The following is an 18239-nucleotide window of genomic DNA, read 5'->3' on the forward strand; positions in this document are numbered from 1 at the left end:
CGGGGCGTACTCACAGGATGAGCGACCACTGCGACACCCAAACTGATGACATCCGCCCGTCGGTCAGACACCTAGGCCCGGCGGCACACCAAGGGCGACAGCGCCCGCGATGAGAGAATACGGAGCGACGATCATGGCGACCACCGATCAAGAGGTGAACGAGCTGATCAAAAAAGGGTACGAGCACGGCTTTGTCACTGAAATTGAAGCCGAAACCTTCGACCCCGGCCTGAACGAAGACGTGATTGCACGGCTTTCCCAGATCAAGGGTGAGCCGGAGTGGATGCTGGAGTGGCGCCTGAAGGCCTACCGTCGTTGGCTCGAAATGGACGAGCCGGACTGGGCGCATGTCGGCTACCCGAAGATCGACTACAACGAGATCTCCTATTACTCGGCGCCCAAGCGCAAAGAGGATATGCCCCAGAGCCTGGACGAAGTGGATCCGGAGCTGCTGAAGACCTATGAGAAGCTGGGCATCCCACTGCACGAGCGGGAAAAGCTGGCCGGTGTTGCCGTTGATGCCGTGTTCGATTCCGTGTCCGTCGCAACCACGTTCAAAGAGCCGCTGGCCAAGGCTGGCGTTGTGTTCTGCTCCATTTCTGAAGCGATTCGCGACTACCCGGAACTGGTCCAGAAATACCTCGGCTCGGTGGTGCCCCAAGGCGACAATTTCTTTGCTGCGCTGAACTCGGCGGTGTTTTCCGACGGAACGTTCGTGTACGTGCCCAAGGGCGTTCGCTGCCCCATGGAGCTGTCCACCTACTTCCGGATCAACGCGGCCAACACGGGCCAGTTCGAGCGCACCCTGATCATCGCCGAAGACAGCAGCTACGTCAGCTATCTGGAAGGCTGCACCGCGCCGATGCGGGACGAGAACCAGCTGCACGCGGCGGTGGTTGAGCTGGTGGCGCTGGATGATGCCCAGATCAAATACTCCACCGTGCAGAACTGGTACCCGGGCGACGAGAACGGCAAGGGCGGTATCTATAACTTTGTCACCAAGCGCGGCGCCTGTATTGGCAAGAACAGCAAGATCTCCTGGACTCAGGTTGAAACCGGTTCCGCCGTGACCTGGAAGTACCCGAGCTGCGTGCTGCGGGGCGAGAACAGCGTGGGCGAGTTCTACTCGGTCGCGTTGACGAACAACTTCCAGCAGGCCGACACCGGCACCAAGATGATTCACCTGGGCAAAAACACCCGGAGCACCATCATCTCGAAGGGTATTTCGGCAGGCAAAAGCTCTAATGCCTACCGCGGCCTGGTGAAGTTTGGCCCCGGCGCCGAGGGTGCGCGTAACTTCACCCAGTGCGACTCACTGCTGATTGGTGATCGCTCGGCGGCGCACACCTTCCCGTACATCGAGAGCAAGAACAAGTCCGCCATCGTCGAGCACGAGGCCACCACCTCCAAGGTCAGTGACGAGCAGATGTTCCTGTGCCGTCAGCGTGGTATCGACCCGGAGCAGGCGGTTTCCATGATCGTCAACGGCTTCTGTAAAGAGGTATTCAAGGAACTCCCGATGGAGTTCGCCGTAGAAGCGGGCAAATTGCTGGAAGTCAGTCTCGAAGGCTCCGTGGGCTAAATCCCGCGGACAGACGCCGACCAACGAATTCAAAGAGTTTAAAAAGAGAGAACCGCATACATGCTGAGCATCAAAAACCTGCACGCATCGGTTGAGGGCAAAGAGATCCTCAAGGGTATCAATCTGGAAGTTAAGCCTGGCGAAGTTCACGCCATCATGGGCCCCAACGGTTCCGGCAAAAGCACCCTGTCTCAGGTGCTGGCAGGCAACGAGGCATATGAAGTCACCGGCGGTGAAGTCACCCTCAACGGCAAGGACCTGCTGGAACAGGAAACCGAAGAGCGCGCCCGCGAGGGCATTTTCCTGGCCTTCCAGTATCCGGTGGAAATTCCCGGTGTCAGCAACCTGCAGTTCCTGCGCACGGCCGTGAACGCCATGCGCACCCACAAGGGTGAGCCGGAAATCAACGCGGCCGAGTTCATGAAGCTGGCGAAGGAAGTGTCCAAACAGGTAGACCTGGACCCGGCCTTCCTCAAGCGCGGCGTCAACGAGGGCTTCTCCGGCGGCGAGAAAAAGCGCAACGAAATCATGCAGGCCCTGTTGCTGCAGCCGAAGCTGGCGATTCTGGACGAAACCGACTCCGGTCTGGACATTGATGCGCTCAAGATCGTTTCCGACGGCGTGAACGCGCTGCGTTCCGAGGATCGGGCGATCCTGATGGTGACCCACTACCAGCGCCTGCTGAACCACATCGTGCCAGATCACGTGCATGTATTGGCCGGCGGCAAGATCATCAAATCCGGTGGCCGTGAACTGGCCCTGGAGCTGGAAGAGCGCGGCTACGGCTGGCTCGGCATCCGGGACGAAGACACCGCCAACGAGACGGGTCAGTAAGGAGGTGATGGAATGAAACCAGCCCCGACTCTCTCACCGGCATTCCTTCAGCCGGCAGGGCAATCCCTGCCAACGCCGCTGCTGGCGCTGCGCTCCGAGCGCGGCACCGGCCTGGCCGACATGCCGCTGCCGACGCGTAAAACCGAGAACTGGAAATACTCCAGCAAGTACCTGAAGCTGAGCGATGAGATGGCCTCACCGCTGGCCAGCGACGGCAAACCAAGCGCAAGCCTTGCCGCGCCAGGCTACAAGGTGGTGTTCCTGAACGGCGTGATGATGCCGGAAGCCAGCGACTATCCGGACCTGGACGGCATCCGTATTCGCAGTTTCAGTGACCTGTCTGACGACGAGGCCACCGAGCTTGCGGCTCGCCTTGACAGCACGCTGGACACCGATGCCGTGCAAATGGCGAGACTGAATTCGGCGCGCTTTGAAGATGGCCTGCTGATCCAGCTGAAGCCGGACGCCCGGCTCGACCAGCCGCTGTTCATCGTCCACGAAGCAACCGCAAACGCCAGCGGCTCGGCGTTTCCGCGCATTTTCGTCGATGCCGGCCGGCACAGCCAGATCACTCTGGTGGAAGAATACATGTCCACTGGCAGTGCGCCGGTCATGGTCAACACCGTAACCGAGTTTGACCTGGCCGATGGCGCCAGCGTCACCAACGTGCGCCTGAACACCGAAGGCGAGAGCGTTCAGCACATTGGTGCCACCGGCGTTCGCCAGCAGCGCAGCTCCCGCTTCGAAAGCCACACCGTTGGCTTCGGGGGCCCCCTGCGCCGCCACGACCTGCAGGTTCGTCTTGAAGGTGAAGGCGCCGAGTGCAAGCTCAATGGCGTGGTTGTCACCCAGGACAAACAGCACTACGACAATCACACCTGCATCGAACATGTGGCCGCGCACTGCAACAGCGAAGAAAATTACCGGAATATCGCGGCAGACACCTCCCACGCGGTGTTCAACGGCCGTATTCACATCCATCAGGATGCGCAGAAGTCCAACGCGGACATGAACAACAAGAACCTGTTGTTGTCCAACGGTGCAGAAATCGACACCAAGCCCGAGCTGGAAATCTACGCCGACGATGTGAAGTGCGCCCACGGCGCCACCATTGGCCAGCTGGACAAAACGTCGCTGTTCTACCTGGTGTCCCGCGGGATTGGCCGCCGCGAGGCCAACGTGCTGCTGACCATGGCCTTCATTAACGAACTGGTCGAAGAAATTCCAGTGGACGCCGTTAAAGAGACCGTGCAGCTGCAGCTAAACCAGTTCTTCGATCACACCTTTCAGGAGGCGTAGCCGGGTATGACGGATTTATCCGTGGCAAACTCAGCCAACCAACCAGTGTTTGACGTGCAGACCATCCGGAGGGACTTCCCGATTCTGTCCCAGCAGGTCAACGGCAAGCCGCTGGTGTACCTGGACAACGGCGCATCGGCCCAGAAGCCGCTGGCCGTGCTGGACGCCATGGACCGTTATTACCGGGAAATGCACTCGAACGTGCATCGTGGCGCGCATACCCTGGGAGACCGCGCAACCACCGCCTTTGAAGGCGCGCGCGAAACCGTGCGTCAGTTCCTGAACGCCCACAGCACCCGGGAAATCATCTGGACCCGCGGCACCACGGAAGCCATCAATCTGATTGCCAACGGGCTGGCCCCGCGCCTGAACCCGGGCGATGAGATTCTGGTGAGCCGGATGGAACACCACGCTAACATCGTGCCCTGGCAGATGGTGGCCGAGCGCACCGGCGCGAAGGTGGTCCCGGTGGACGTCACGCCGGAAGGCGAGCTGGACCTCGACGCATTCGAGCGCCTGCTCGGTGATCGCACCCGCATTCTCGCCATCACCCACGTCTCGAACGTTCTGGGCACCGTGAACCCGGTTGCCAACCTGATTCAGCAGGCCAAGGCACGCAACGTTCTGACCGTGGTCGATGGCGCCCAGGCCGTGCCGCACTACAAGCCAGACGTGCAGGCACTGGACTGCGATTTTTACGCATTTTCGTCCCACAAACTGTTCGGCCCCACCGGCATCGGCGTGCTTTACGGCAAAGCCAGCTTGCTGGAAGAGATGCCCCCTTACCAGGGCGGCGGTGAGATGATCGAGCGGGTGTCGTTTGAAAAAACCACCTGGAACACCCTGCCCTACAAATTCGAGGCGGGCACACCGGCCATCGCCGAAGCGGTTGGCCTTGGCGCCGCCATCGACTACCTGAACGGTCTCGACCGAGCAAAAATGGAAGCCGCAGAGAGCACCCTGCTGGAGCGCGCGAACCAGTTGGTGGCCACCGTGCCCGGCATGGAAGTCATTGGCACCGCCAGAAAGAAAGTGCCGGTCATGTCGTTCAAGATCGCCGGCCTGCATCCCAGTGACATCGGCACCCTGCTGGATCAGCAGGGGATCGCGATCCGCACCGGCCATCACTGCGCCATGCCGCTGATGGACTTCTATGGAGTTCCCGGTACAGCACGGGCCTCTTTTGCGTTTTACAATACTCTTGAGGAGGTGGACCAACTGTTTGCCGCCTTGCAGAAAATCCAGCGCCTGTTTGCCTGAGGGAGGTGGAAATATGACAGCTGAAGTCTTCACCCCGACCGTCGCCGTCACCATGACCGACAGCGCGGTTAAACACGTGCGGAAGCAACTGGAGAAACAGCCCGAGGCCAAGGGCATCCGGCTGTTCATCAAGAAAAGCGGCTGCTCTGGCTTCAAGTACGAGACCCAGTGGGCCGAGAACGTCGAAGCCGACGACCGGGTGTTCCACGTCGATGGTGTCGATATCATCGTTAAAGAGGAACACTTGCCGCTGGTGAACGGTATCGAGATTGATTTCGTCACCGTTGGCGTCAACTCCATGTTCCAGTACCGCAATCCCAACGCCACCGCCGAATGTGGCTGCGGGGAAAGTTTTACTGTTGCCTGAGCCAGTTCAGGTAACTAACGGATAGCAGCGAGGCCAAATTGGGCATGCAAGAACGGGAAGTGGTCCTGACCAAGCGCGAAGTAGAAGCGCGCCTTGTCCCTGCCGGCACGGAAATCATGATCCCGGCCGACACCTTCGTGACCATCACACAGTCACTGGGCGGCAGTTTTACCGTGGCAGTCAACGGCAATCTGGCCCGCATTGAGGGCCAAAACGCCGACGCCCTGGGCAAAAAACCTCTGGAAAGCAGCTTCGAGACACCCGCAGATGGGTCGGTGAACGAGAACCAGGTCTGGGAAGCGCTGCGCAACTGCTACGACCCGGAGATCCCGGTCAACGTGGTGGACCTGGGCCTCATCTACGAGTGCAAAATCGAGAATGGCACCGAGGATGGGAACCACGTGTACATCAAGATGACCCTGACCGCAGCCGGTTGTGGTATGGGACCAGTCATCTGCGATGATGTGAAACACAAGACCGAGCAGGTGCCCAATGTAGACAAGGTAACCGTTGACCTGACCTTCGATCCGCCCTGGAGCAACGACATGCTCACCGACGAAGCCAAGCTGGAACTGGGAATGCTCTGATGACCGCAAGCGAACAGGACTTCAAGACCAACCCGCTAGGCACCGAAACCACGCTTGATGACGTGACCGATGCGTTCGAGTTCCTGGACGACTGGGAAGAGCGGTACGCGTACATCATTGACCTGGGCAAGCAGTTGCCGTCGTTTCCGGACGATGCCCGCGTGGAAGAAAACTACGTCCATGGCTGCCAGAGCCAGGTATGGCTGATTCACCACTACGACGAAGACAGCGGCAGGCTGTATCTGCTGATCGATTCCGACGCCATGATCGTGCGCGGCCTGGCGGCAATTATTCTGGTGGCCCTGAACGGCAAATCACCCAGAGAATTGCTGACCACGGACATCGACGAGCTGTTTGAAGAACTCGATCTGTTCCGTCACATCTCCCCCACCCGGGGTAACGGTCTGCGGGCCATGGTCGGAAAAATCCGGGATATTGCCGCAGCTCAGGCAGCCTGAGCCGCGGCACCGGTCACCAGACTATCGCGATGTCGTCCCTCTGAATGTTGACCTGCCCCCCCGGCGTCATCATTCGCCCGTTACTGAAATCCGGATGCACATTGTTCAAGGTCACCGATACCCCGGCATCACGCAGCTCTGGCGTGCTGCCCGGCGCATCAAAGTAGCGGGTGCTGCGGTAGATGTGCAGCTCATCACCCGGACGCAATCCGGCGGTTGCCCCGGAATCCAGCGTTACCCGATTGCCATCGACCCGGACAATCCGGGTCATGAACGGCTGACAGGCCACCGCCGCGATAACAGCCCCGGTCATATCGCTCAGCACCTGGCTCACCGCCTGCCCAAACGACGACTGCTGAAAGCCTGCCGAAGCAAACCCATCTGCGGCACCGGCAGCGACATCCCAGTCCGCCGATGCCTGGAACTGTTCCTGGTAAACCGGTGAACCACTGAAGCCATCAAACACCATCAGATCGACCACAAACCGACGTGACTGATCGGCCGCCCCCAGAGTGCGCTGCATACGATTGAGTACGGAGGTGCCCCAGGCCGCCGGGTCAGCAACGCCGATATCGCGAATGACGCCAGTCACCACAAACTGAACGCCCAGCTCCCGCGCCACTTCCAGTACGTTGTTCAGGCGGTTGTCGCCTCGCGGCTCTGTGGGCGCGTTGGCAAGATCACCAAACATGCTGGTGGCTGAGGCATTGAACACCTGTACCCGATTGCCGTTCCGAAGATTGGCCTGCAGCTGCTGCGGCAACATTTCGCCGGCATCCTGCAACTGCCCCAGCCGGGCCTGCTCCGGAAACAGCAGAGGAAACCCGGTGACGGCCACCCGTTTTTTCAATCCAGCAGCGTCACCGGCCGCGCAGGAGTTGCCACGGGACATGTCGGCCCGCACGACAACCCGCATCAGATTGCCGCGGCGAACTTCATCCACAATCCGGGCATTATGAGCCCGGGCATTGGCAGCCACCTGCATGCGAGACTCCGTCAGCACACCGTTTTCCAGGGTATCGCGGGTACTGACCTGCGCCTCATACTGCAGCGCGAGATCCCGCAGCGCCGACTGACGAGCCTGCGCCCTGGCAGTCTCGACATCGCCATGATGAATCGTGGCGTGCCCGACGCCTTCCAACTCGACGCCCGAAGCCGGCACAGACAGCACAAGCAGGGCAAGCAGCCCAAAACACCGTGCCAGCGGCGCAACACTCAGCCTGGAACAAGCCATGATATCTCCCGACAACATCCGGTATCAGTCCAGGTAGTACAGGGAATCGACACCCCGACTGTGGACATCGCCGGCGCTGTCGTTGTAACGCGGTACCGGAATCGGGCAAAGGTCCCGGACCTGATCGTCCGCCACTTCAGCGACGCAGGCCCGGAATCTGGGTTCCAGTTTCAGCTCCATCACCGTCTCGACCACACCATCGCTGTGTTCGTTCACGGCCACCATCTTGGCGCCCCGGATATAGCTGTCTACGTAGGTCCGGAAGTTATCGCTGCGCAGGACAAAATCATTCACCGTCGAACTGCCGTAAATCACGGTCCCGTACACCCGTTCAGCAAGGTTGCGGTAGGCGTCCAGCTGCGAGGCACGGCGGGCGAGCAAACGCTTGCGGGTATTGAGCCGGTCCTTCACGGAATCCTCATAGGTGCCAAACCCACTCACCCGAACCGTGATGGGTTCCAGCTTGCGGGTGCCATCGTCATAACGGTTGCCGTCCTGATACCCGCCAACCGGCGCACAGGCCGATAGCAGCAGGGCAAAAACAGGCACAAGTATTCTGCGAAGGGGCATTGCATTTCTCCGGACAGACCAATTTTCCCTGTCCATGAAAAAATCAGGCCAACCCGTGAAATCCCGCGCCATATCAGTCGACCGAAGAGCGTTCCGCGCCCCTCCATGACCAACAGCGGCAAAACCCTGCCACCGATTACACATTTGTAAACAAACCGTTACTACATACCTCATGCATGGCCTACCCGGCCTGCTCTAACCTCCTTTGACTATTCGTTTTTTTGCCCAATACAAAGCTAATCCCAAGGCACCGCACAATGAAAAACAATCAGTTAACCAAACTATCCGTCGCCATCGGCCTGTCCGTCTCGACCGCGTCCGCCCTGGCCAGCCCGGCCCCGTTCAATTCCGCGCGCGCCTTCGGAATGGCAGGAACCGGTGTGGCAGTGGCCCACCCCGGCAGCGCTCCGCTCGACAATCCTGCTCTGATGGCGGGCAATCATCACGACTGGTCGGACGATTTTGGGCTCATTCTGCCTTCAGCGAACGCCCGCGCGGCGGATGAAGAAGAAGTGCTGGACCAGATTGACGACCTCCAGGACGCCATCACTCAGTTCGAGGCGAGCACGGCGAATTTCGATCCAGCCACCGATGACCCGCAGCCGGTGCGGGATGGGGCCGCAGACCTGCGGGACCGGTTGACCGCCTTTGACCGCGACACCGTGCGCACCAACCTTGGTGCGGGACTTTCTCTGGCAGTGCCAAGCAAGACCATCGCCGTCGGTTTCTTCGCCGATGCCAGTCTGACGGCTACCGTGCGCGGCGAACTTGCCAATGACGATCGGGCCCTGCTGGATGCCGTCGCCAACGCATCAACGGCAGCGGACGTTGATGCCGCCCTGGATGCGGTGACCGATAACGGCGAACTGACCCTGGACTCCAGCGGCAGCGTCCTTGCCTCAGCCATTGGTGAAGTCGGCATCAGTTTCGCCCGCCAGTTCACGCTGTCCGATGGCAGCACCTTCCAGCTCGGGTTCTCACCGAAGTACATGGAACTGCGGACCTATCAGTACACAGAAACCGTCTCCGGCTTTGACGACGACAATGCAGATGCCGACGACAACATGACCGAAGACAACGGATTTAACGTGGATATCGGCGCCGCCTACCGCTTCGGGGACGACGGCCAGTGGAATGCGGGCGTGGTGGTCAGGAACATGATTCCCATGGAACTGGAGTCGGCAAACACCGCCGACCAGTACACCCTGAAGGTAGATCCCATGGTGACCGCGGGCATCGCCCACTCCGGGGACTACCATGTCGTCACTGCGGAGCTGGATCTGACCAAGAAAGAAGCCTTCGGGTTTGAAGATGACACCCAGTGGCTGGCCGTGGGCGCTGAGTTCGACGCCCTCCGCTATGCCCAGTTGCGAGTTGGTGTTCGCCACAATCTGGCCAGCAACGACGACAACGACGGCATTGCGGAGGAAACCCAGCTGACCGCTGGCCTTGGCGTAAACCTGATGGGCGTTCGCTTCGATCTGGGCGCGCTTTACAGTGATGCAGACGTGGGCGCCGCCCTGGAATTCGGCACCGCGTTCTAACCAATTCGGCTGACCCCGAATGCCCGCCCGGTTTCGCCGTGCGGGCTTTTTTGTTGGCGCTGCGGGTTTGCCTCTGTCTGCCGGGAATCGGATAATCCCGGGACATTTCTCACTGGGGACCGGATCCTTGATGCAAACCTATCTGGTGGGCGGAGCTGTCCGCGATGAACTGCTGGGCCTGGAGGTCAAAGACCGCGACTGGGTGGTGGTCGGCGCAACGCCGGACCAAATGCTGGCCAAGGGTTTCAAGCAGGTAGGCGCGGACTTTCCGGTCTTCCTGCACCCCAAAACCCGCGAAGAATACGCCCTGGCCCGCACCGAACGAAAGCAGGGCCGCGGCTATCACGGCTTTCAGATCTACAGTGCTCCAGACGTTACCCTGGAGCAAGACCTGCAACGGCGTGATCTCACCATCAACGCCATCGCCCGGGACGAGCAGGGACAGATCATCGATCCCTTCGACGGCCAGACCGACATTCGGAACCGCCAATTGCGCCATGTATCGGAGGCCTTTGCCGAAGACCCTTTGCGCATTTTGCGGATCGCCCGCTTTGCTGCCCGCTTTGAACCCATGGGTTTTCGGGTCTGCCAGGACACCATGGAACTGATGCGTACCATGGTCGCAGACGGCGAGGTCCAGCACCTGGTGGCCGAACGGGTTTGGCAGGAGATCCAACGAGCCCTGCAGGAAAACGAACCCGGCACCTTTTTTGAGGTGCTGCGCCACTGCGGTGCGCTCGACGCGCTGCTTCCCGAACTCACCGCATCAAATCAATTCGAGCACGCCGTTGCTGCTCTGCGCTGCGTCCATCGCAACGGCGGAACCGTGGCACAACGGTTTGCGGCCGTACTTTCGCCGATTCCCGAACCCGACATCGCCCGGCGGACCAAAGCCCTGAAAGCCCCCAATGACTGCCAGACCATGGCGCGGTTGATCGCCTCCCTGCAACCCGTCCTGATCAATGGTAGCGACGAGCCGCTTGCGCCAGATACACTACTTGAACTGCTCGACAAGACCGATCTCTGGCGTCGGGCACAAAGGTTTGATGCCGTGCTGGAAGTTCTGCCCTGCATACTGCCCGACAGCGCGCAAGCCAGCGTCCGGTCATTGCGCCTGGCCGCAACCGCAGCCTCCGGGGTCGTGCCGAAAGACCTACTGGCGCAGGGATTCAAAGGCAAGGCGCTGGGTGAAGCCATTCAGCAGGAGCGACTCAAACGTATCAGCCGGGCGCTGGTCAGCGATAACCCCTGACCGCACTCAGTCTGACTGCCTTGGGCCAGATACAACTTTCCGGCTACAATGCCGGCCACTTTTTAAACTTGCGCGAACAGAACCAGACCGCGCCCCGTTATCCGGAGAGATCTTATGCGTGATGTTGTCATTGTTGCTGCAAAACGTACCGCCATCGGTGCTTTCGGAGGTGGCCTTTCCAGCCTGAAGGCGGACCAGCTGGGCACTGCCGTCATCAAAGCCCTGATGGAAGAGACAGGCATCAGCGGCGAACAAGTGAACGAGGTCATTCTCGGCCAGGTACTGACCGCTGGCTGCGGCCAGAACCCGGCTCGCCAGTCTGCCATTAACGCGGGCCTGCCCGCCTCTGTGCCGGCGATGACCATCAACAAGGTCTGCGGTTCTGGCCTGAAGGCGGTTCATATGGCGGTTCAGGCTATTCGCTGCGGCGACGCCGAACTCCTGATTGCCGGCGGCCAGGAAAGCATGAGCCAGTCGCCACACGTGCTACCAAACAGCCGCAACGGCCAGCGCATGGGCAACTGGAACATGGTGGACACCATGATCACCGATGGCCTGTGGGATGCCTTCAATGACTACCACATGGGTATCACCGCCGAAAACATCGTTGATAAATACGGCATCAGCCGGGAGGAACAGGATGCGTTTGCCGCGGCCTCCCAGCAGAAGGCCGTGGCCGCCCAGGGCGCGGGCCATTTTGACAGCCAGATTGTGCCGGTCTCGATTCCCCAGCGCAAAGGCGACCCGATCATCGTCGACAAAGACGAGTGTCCGCGCGATGGCGTGACCGGCGAAGGCCTTGCCAAGCTCCGCCCGGCGTTCAAAAAGGACGGATCTGTCACTGCCGGCAACGCGTCATCGCTGAATGACGGGGCGGCGGCCGTTATGGTTTGCAGCGCGGATAAAGCCCGCGAACTGGGACTGACGCCACTGGCGACCATCAAGGCACACGCCAATGCCGGCGTGGACCCCACCATCATGGGCACCGGACCGATTCCGGCGAGCCAGCGCTGCCTGAAACTGGCCGGCTGGAGCGTCGACGAGCTGGACCTGATTGAGGCCAACGAGGCGTTCGCCGCACAGGCTATTTCCGTCAACCGTGACCTTGGCTGGGATACCGACAAGGTTAACGTGAACGGCGGCGCCATTGCCCTGGGCCATCCGATCGGCGCTTCCGGCTGCCGCGTCCTGGTCACCCTTCTGCACGAAATGGTTCGCCGGGACGCCCACAAGGGCCTAGCGACTCTGTGCATCGGCGGCGGCATGGGCGTTGCCCTGGCGGTCGAGCGTTAACATCGATGCTGAACGTGGTGCTGTACGAACCGGAGATACCGCCCAACACCGGCAATATCATCCGGCTGTGCGCCAACACCGGCTGTCAGCTGCACCTGATTGAACCCCTGGGCTTCACCCTGGAGGACAAGCAGATGCGGCGGGCCGGGCTGGACTACAGCGAGTACGCCTCGGTCAAGGTGCATGGCAGTTACGGGGAGTTTCTCGAAGCCGAACGGCCCGCGCGCCTGTTTGGTTTCACCACCAAAGGCCAGCACCACTACCATGAAGTGAGCTTCGAACAGGGCGATTACCTGATGTTCGGCCCGGAAACCCGGGGGCTGCCGGCACAGGTCCGGGAGTCACTCCCCGCCGAACACCGCCTTAGGGTACCCATGCGGCCGGAGAGCCGCAGCCTGAACCTGTCCAACACGGCAGCGCTGGTGGTGTATGAGGCCTGGCGGCAAATGGGGTTCGCGGGCTCCGTCTGACCGACAACCGCTGATGTGCAAGCACAAAAAAACCGGCCTCCAGGCCGGTTTTTTTTTGGAATCGCCGACTCAGTGAGTCTGCTGCTCTTCCTTGCTGGCCTCATCGCCACCCTCTTCCTGCTTGCGCTTCAGAGCCTGGGCGTAGATCGCATCGAAGTTGACCGGCGCCAGCATCAGGGCCGGGAAGCTACCCTTGCCAACGATGCCGTCGATGGCCTCACGTGCGTACGGGAACAGGATGGTCGGGCAGTAAGCACCCAGCATCTGGCCCAGCTGAGGCCCTTCGATACCGTGCACTAGGAACACACCCGCCTGCTGGATTTCCACGAGGTAAGCGGTTTTCTCACCGATCTTGGCGGTAACGGTCAGCGACAGAACAACTTCGTACTGGTTATCGCTAAGCTTGTTATGAGACGTGTTGAGATCCAGATTCACCTGCGGCTTCCACTGCTCCTGAAACACCAGCGGGGAGTTCGGTGATTCAAAGGACAAATCCTTCACATAGATGCGCTGAAGGGCAAACTGGGGTTGGTTCTGGTTGTCACTGCCTGCGGCGGCTTGCTGGTTCTCAGCCATTGTCGTTCCTTTTGTTCTCTCTCGTGGGCCTGGCGCCCAGGTTAATGAAATGTGCTACCGGAGCAGTTTACTGATTGGCTCCGCCGGCTGATGTGAAACAGTGCGGCAGAATGGGCTCCAGATCAAGAGCCCCTTTCAGCCTTACTTTTTCACCAGCGGAAGATTACTGGCTTTCCAGTCGGTGATACCGCCATTCAGGCGAGCCACATTGGTGAAGCCCTCGGCGTTCAGCTGCTTAACGGCCATGGCCGAGTGCTGCCCCATCTTATCCGCCACGATGATCTGCTTGTCCTTGTATTTGGACAGCTCCGCCACGCGGCTCTTCAGGCTGTTCAGAGGGATGTTGATGGCTCCGGTAATGCGCCCTTCCCCGTAGTCCTTGCGATCCCGGATATCCAGAACCACCGCCTGGTCGCCATTGATCAGACGAATGACTTCCTGAGCGGACACCTTGCTCCCGCCGCGGCGTGATTCCAGAACCAGAATAGCCAGCAGGAACGCCACGAACAGTGACACGAGGATGTAATGGTTAAAAATGAACTCGATCAGACGATCCATGAAAATACCCTGACAAAAAATTTTGGCTGGATTATACACGCACCGGCGCAGTCACAGAAGGCGGGCAGCATGGCTTGTGCGTCCCAAACCGGTTAGAATCTGGGCTTTCTGTTTTCTCATTTTTCACTCGATCGGAAGGACTGATGACTGCGACCCGCAAGCCGACTGCACTGATTATCCTCGATGGCTGGGGCCACCGTGACCCGGCTGAAGACAACGCCATCAGCAATGCCAACACACCGTTCTGGGACACACTGTGGCAGTCCCACCCAAAGACCCTGATCAACACGTCCGGCATGTTTGTGGGACTGCCCCAGGGCCAGATGGGCAACTCGGAAGTGGGCCACATGAACCTGGGTGCCGGCCGCGTGGTGTACCAGAGTCTGACCCGCATCGATAAAGCGCTGGAAGATGGCACCTTCCAGAACAATGAAGTGTTGTGCGCCGCCATCGACAAGGCGGTCACCGGAGGCCGTGCGGTTCATCTGATGGGCCTGTTTTCGCCGGGCGGTGTGCACAGTCATGAAGACCACATCCTGGCCGCCGCAGAAATGGCCGCTGCACGTGGCGCGAAAGAAGTCTACATCCACGCCTTCCTTGACGGCCGGGACATGCCACCGCGCAGTGCCAAGCCGTCACTCGAGAAAGCTGCCGCCAAGCTGGACAGCCTGGGCGTTGGCCGTGTGGCGTCGATTGTCGGTCGCTACTTCGCCATGGACCGGGACAACCGCTGGGACCGCGTTGAAGGTGCCTACAACCTGATGACCCAGGGCAAGGCCGAGTTCACCGCGCCCGACCCGGTCAGTGCACTCGAGCAGGCCTACGCACGGGACGAAAACGACGAATTCGTTAAACCGACCCGCATTCACTCGGCAGGCCAGCCAGAGGGCACCATCAACGATGGCGACACCGTTCTGTTCATGAACTTCCGCGCCGACCGGGCCCGGGAAATGACCCGCGCCTTTGTCGAGCAGAACTTCCAGGGTTTTGATCGCATCAAGCACCCGGAGCTGGCGGATTTCGTGATGCTGACCGAGTACGCAGCGGACATCAAAACCAGTTGCGCGTACCCGCCCGAACAACTCAGCAATGGCCTGGGCGAATACATGGCCGCCCAGAACAAAACCCAGCTGCGCATTTCGGAAACCGAGAAATACGCTCACGTGACCTTCTTCTTTAACGGCGGGCTGGAAACGCCATTCGAAGGCGAGGACCGGATTCTGGTGCCCTCTCCTCAGGTTGCCACCTACGACCTGAAGCCGGAGATGAGCGCTCCGGAAGTCACCGACAAACTGGTGGAAGCCATCAAGAGCGGCAAGTACGACCTGATTGTCTGCAACTACGCCAACGGCGACATGGTGGGGCATACCGGCAAGCTGGACGCTGCGATCAAAGCGGCGGAATGTCTGGATACCTGCGTGAAAAGAGTGGTGGAGGCGCTGGACGAAGTAGGTGGCGAAGCGCTGATCACAGCCGACCATGGCAACTGCGAACAGATGACCGACCCGGCAACCGGACAGGTTCATACCGCCCACACCAGTGACCCGGTACCTCTGGTGTACACCGGCCCGCGCAAGGTAACGCTGCTGGACGATGGCAGCCTGAGCGACGTTGCGCCAACCCTACTCGCCCTGATGGGACTGGAACAGCCCAGCGAAATGACCGGGCACAGCCTGGTAAAAGCTGATTGATGGCTGCGTTCTGACAGTCGTGTTGCGGTATATACCGGCTCTGCTACTGACGCTGCTTGCCGTCACCATGCCGGCGCTGGCCCAGAATGAGGTCACGCCGGCACAGGTCCGGGAACTGAAAGAGCGTATCGAAGCGATCGATGAATGGCTGAGCGATGCCGAGAGGGATCGCTCAGCTCTTGAGCGCCAGCTTGCTGCGACGGAGCGGAAAATCGGCCGCCTGACCCGTGAACGACGGGATTTGCGGCAACGAACCGACACACTGCAAGCACGCCTGAAGGAGCTGGAACAGGAAGAACGCCAGCTTCTGCTCACCCTCAATCGCCAGCGCGACGGCCTGAAGCGCCAGATCCGGGCGGCCTGGATGGAAGGCGACGCACCGGCCATCAAGGTCCTGCTCAACGAGGTGGACCCGGACCGGGTCGCCCGAACCATGACCTACTACGAATACCTCAGCCGTCATACGGTTGAACGGCTCGAAGCCTTCCGGGCCAGCCTGCGGGAACTGAAAGATGCCCGTGCCCACATTCAGTCCACCCGCACCGACCTGGCCCGCACCGAAGCGGACATTGCCAGCCGGCAATCCCAGCTCGACCAGAGCCGGAAAGAACGCGAGCAAACCCTGGCCACACTCAACAGCGACATTCGAACCCGCAAAAGCGAGCGCCAGAACCTGGAAGCCGATCGGCAACGGCTCGAAGAATTGCTCAAGGAAGTGCAGCAGGCAATTGCCAGCATTCCCGCGCCCAACGAATCGCAACCGTTCAGTTCGCTTCGCAACAAACTCCCATGGCCGGCACAGGGCAAGATCCTCAGCAACTACGGGGATCACTATGCCGACGGCAAACTCAAGCGTAGCGGCCTGCTGATTGGCACCAGCGACGGCTCCGAGGTCAAAGCCATCCACTACGGCCGGGTCGTTTTTGCCAACTGGCTTCGCGGGTTCGGCTTGATGACCATCATTGATCACGGTGATGGCTACATGACACTCTATGGTCATAACAGCAGCCTGTTCACCAGTCCGGGAGACTGGGTGGCCGCAGGCGAACCGATTGCCGTTGCAGGACGCACCGGCGAGACGGACAGCTCTGCGGTGTATTTCGAAGTTCGCCACAACGGGAAGCCCGTCAATCCCAAACACTGGCTGGCGAACTGAGTTGTCCCTGCAGGGCTGACAAACGGAGCGCCGGACGCCATACTGTCTGGCATAAGGGAATCCAGTCCAACTATCGGAATAAAAACAGGATATGTGAATGAAGCGGGCCAGACGTCCATCCTATGCTCTTCCTCTGCGTGCCATCACCCTGAGCACCGTGTTCGCCACCATCCCGGGACTGGCGCTTGCCCAGGACCAGAACAGCGGCGGAGAACAAGTCTACGAAGGCAGCATCAATGGACAGCCGGTTGAGGTCACCCTGCCCGATCCAGAGAAACAGCTTCCACTGGAAGACCTGCGAAAGTTCACTGAGGTTTTCGCCCGCATCAAGGACGCCTACGTGGAAGAGGTGGATGACCAGCAACTGCTGGAAAGTGCCATCAAGGGCATGCTTTCCGACCTTGACCCGCACTCCACCTACCTCGCGCCCAAAGACTATGAAGAGCTTGAGGAAAGCACCTCTGGCGAGTTTGGCGGGCTGGGCATCGAAGTCGGCATGGAAAACGGCTTTGTCAAAGTCATCGCGCCGATCGACGATACCCCCGCTCAAAAAGCCGGCGTTCAGGCCGGCGATCTGATCATCAAGCTGGACGAAAAGCCGGTTAAGGGCATGACACTGGAAGAGGCGGTGTCACTGATGCGGGGCAAGCCCGGCACCATCCTGACGCTGACCATCATGCGTGACGGCGAAAGCGCGCCGATTGAGATTGATGTCGAACGGGACATCATCAAGGTCACCAGCGTGAAATCCCGCATGATCGAAAACGGCTACGGCTACATTCGCATCACCCAGTTCCAGGCGGAAACCGGCAGCCAGTTCCGCACGGCCCTTGAGTCGCTGGAAGAAGAATACGGCAACATCCTCGATGGCCTGATCATCGACCTGCGCAACAACCCCGGCGGTGTGCTGCAGGCTGCGGTTGAAACCGCCGATGCCCTGCTCGATCAAGGCCTGATTGTGTACACCGAAGGCCGTATCCAGAGTTCACGCCTGCGTTTCAGCGCCACCTCCGGCGAGTTCATGCCCGACACCCCGGTCGTGGTGCTGATTAACGGCGGATCGGCGTCTGCGTCCGAGATCCTCGCCGGCGCCCTGCAGGATCACGAGCGCGCCGTTATCATGGGCACCCAATCGTTCGGCAAGGGCAGCGTTCAAACCGTCATCCCACTGGACGAAACCCACGCCATCAAGATGACCACCGCCCGCTACTACACCCCCGATGGCCGCTCCATTCAGGCTACGGGCATCAAGCCGGACATCGAGGTCCGACCGGCTGAACTGACTGAGCTGGACAGCCAACCGTTCTTCACCGAGGCAGACCTGAGCGGCCACCTGGAAGGCCAGAACGAGAACAAGGACAGCAAATCCGGCAAGGACAAGAGCAGCGCATCGCCTGCGGAGCGTGACTACCAGCTCCGCTCCGCCCTGAACCTGCTCAAAGGCCTTCACATACTCGACAAGTCAGGCGCAAGCGCGAAGGGTCAGGAATCCAGCCAGTGAAGTTGTT

Annotated in this window: 18 protein-coding genes; 14 read left to right on the forward strand and 4 right to left on the reverse strand. The window is 60.1% G+C overall.

Annotated elements, in window-relative coordinates:
* The first annotated feature begins 133 nt into the window (after window positions 1-133).
* Genes sufB through LPB19_RS00495 form a run of 7 tightly spaced genes read left to right on the forward strand, consistent with a single transcriptional unit; the run spans window position 134 to window position 6387 of the window.
* Window positions 134-1582, forward strand: coding sequence for a Fe-S cluster assembly protein SufB (gene sufB, locus LPB19_RS00465; RefSeq protein ID WP_206644142.1), 1449 nt, complete (start codon window positions 134-136; stop codon window positions 1580-1582).
* Window positions 1583-1642: 60 nt separating this feature from the next.
* Window positions 1643-2416 (forward strand): Fe-S cluster assembly ATPase SufC, encoded by a 774-nt coding sequence (gene sufC, locus LPB19_RS00470; RefSeq protein WP_206644143.1) that lies wholly within the window; start codon window positions 1643-1645, stop codon window positions 2414-2416.
* Between the two features lie 12 nt (window positions 2417-2428).
* On the forward strand, window positions 2429-3715 hold the full coding sequence (sufD, locus tag LPB19_RS00475) for a Fe-S cluster assembly protein SufD (protein ID WP_206644144.1): 1287 nt from the start codon (window positions 2429-2431) through the stop codon (window positions 3713-3715).
* Between the two features lie 6 nt (window positions 3716-3721).
* Window positions 3722-4975 (forward strand): aminotransferase class V-fold PLP-dependent enzyme, encoded by a 1254-nt coding sequence (locus tag LPB19_RS00480; protein ID WP_206644145.1) that lies wholly within the window; start codon window positions 3722-3724, stop codon window positions 4973-4975.
* Between the two features lie 13 nt (window positions 4976-4988).
* Window positions 4989-5342, forward strand: coding sequence for a HesB/IscA family protein (locus LPB19_RS00485; protein ID WP_206644146.1), 354 nt, complete (start codon window positions 4989-4991; stop codon window positions 5340-5342).
* A 44-nt stretch (window positions 5343-5386) separates the two neighbouring features.
* Window positions 5387-5929, forward strand: a complete 543-nt coding sequence (sufT, locus tag LPB19_RS00490; RefSeq protein WP_206644147.1) for a putative Fe-S cluster assembly protein SufT — start codon at window positions 5387-5389, stop codon at window positions 5927-5929.
* Window positions 5929-6387, forward strand: coding sequence for a SufE family protein (locus LPB19_RS00495; protein WP_206644148.1), 459 nt, complete (start codon window positions 5929-5931; stop codon window positions 6385-6387). Before sufT ends, LPB19_RS00495 begins: the two co-directional genes overlap by 1 nt.
* Before the next feature lie 13 nt (window positions 6388-6400).
* On the opposite strand, the gene LPB19_RS00500 is transcribed toward LPB19_RS00495, so the two are convergent.
* Entirely contained in the window at window positions 6401-7621 is a 1221-nt protein-coding gene (locus LPB19_RS00500) for a flagellar assembly protein T N-terminal domain-containing protein (RefSeq protein WP_206644149.1), read from the reverse strand.
* Window positions 7622-7645: 24 nt separating this feature from the next.
* Complete coding sequence (locus tag LPB19_RS00505) at window positions 7646-8191, reverse strand: LPP20 family lipoprotein (RefSeq protein WP_206644150.1); 546 nt, start codon at window positions 8189-8191, stop codon at window positions 7646-7648.
* A gap of 257 nt (window positions 8192-8448) precedes the next feature.
* Between LPB19_RS00505 and traF the strand changes: the two genes are divergently transcribed.
* The 4 genes from traF (at window position 8449) to trmL (ending at window position 12750) form a co-directional block, all read left to right on the forward strand.
* Complete coding sequence (traF, locus tag LPB19_RS00510; RefSeq protein WP_206644151.1) at window positions 8449-9735, forward strand: conjugal transfer protein TraF; 1287 nt, start codon at window positions 8449-8451, stop codon at window positions 9733-9735.
* A gap of 130 nt (window positions 9736-9865) precedes the next feature.
* A complete protein-coding gene (locus tag LPB19_RS00515) occupies window positions 9866-10987 on the forward strand; it encodes a multifunctional CCA tRNA nucleotidyl transferase/2'3'-cyclic phosphodiesterase/2'nucleotidase/phosphatase (RefSeq protein ID WP_206644152.1) in 1122 nt (373 codons plus the stop codon).
* Window positions 10988-11101: 114 nt separating this feature from the next.
* Entirely contained in the window at window positions 11102-12280 is a 1179-nt protein-coding gene (locus LPB19_RS00520; RefSeq protein ID WP_206644153.1) for an acetyl-CoA C-acetyltransferase, read from the forward strand.
* A 5-nt stretch (window positions 12281-12285) separates the two neighbouring features.
* On the forward strand, window positions 12286-12750 hold the full coding sequence (trmL, locus tag LPB19_RS00525) for a tRNA (uridine(34)/cytosine(34)/5-carboxymethylaminomethyluridine(34)-2'-O)-methyltransferase TrmL (protein ID WP_206644154.1): 465 nt from the start codon (window positions 12286-12288) through the stop codon (window positions 12748-12750).
* 69 nt (window positions 12751-12819) lie between these two features.
* On the opposite strand, the gene secB is transcribed toward trmL, so the two are convergent.
* Both secB and LPB19_RS00535 read right to left on the reverse strand, forming a co-directional pair.
* Window positions 12820-13326, reverse strand: coding sequence for a protein-export chaperone SecB (gene secB, locus LPB19_RS00530; RefSeq protein ID WP_206644155.1), 507 nt, complete (start codon window positions 13324-13326; stop codon window positions 12820-12822).
* A 141-nt stretch (window positions 13327-13467) separates the two neighbouring features.
* On the reverse strand, window positions 13468-13884 hold the full coding sequence (locus tag LPB19_RS00535; protein WP_206644156.1) for a rhodanese-like domain-containing protein: 417 nt from the start codon (window positions 13882-13884) through the stop codon (window positions 13468-13470).
* Between the two features lie 143 nt (window positions 13885-14027).
* On the opposite strand from LPB19_RS00535, the gene gpmM reads away from it, so the two are divergent.
* From gpmM to LPB19_RS00550, 3 genes are all read left to right on the forward strand, one after another.
* Window positions 14028-15575 carry a 2,3-bisphosphoglycerate-independent phosphoglycerate mutase gene (gene gpmM / locus LPB19_RS00540; RefSeq protein ID WP_206644157.1) on the forward strand — a complete coding sequence of 516 codons (1548 nt, stop codon included), beginning with the start codon at window positions 14028-14030 and terminating at the stop codon, window positions 15573-15575.
* A 67-nt stretch (window positions 15576-15642) separates the two neighbouring features.
* A complete protein-coding gene (locus LPB19_RS00545) occupies window positions 15643-16731 on the forward strand; it encodes a murein hydrolase activator EnvC family protein (protein WP_206645633.1) in 1089 nt (362 codons plus the stop codon).
* Window positions 16732-16828: 97 nt separating this feature from the next.
* On the forward strand, window positions 16829-18232 hold the full coding sequence (locus LPB19_RS00550; RefSeq protein ID WP_228289158.1) for a S41 family peptidase: 1404 nt from the start codon (window positions 16829-16831) through the stop codon (window positions 18230-18232).
* Window positions 18233-18239: the final 7 nt, after the last annotated feature.

Source organism: Marinobacter salinisoli (genome assembly GCF_017301335.1).
Lineage (GTDB): Bacteria > Pseudomonadota > Gammaproteobacteria > Pseudomonadales > Oleiphilaceae > Marinobacter > Marinobacter salinisoli.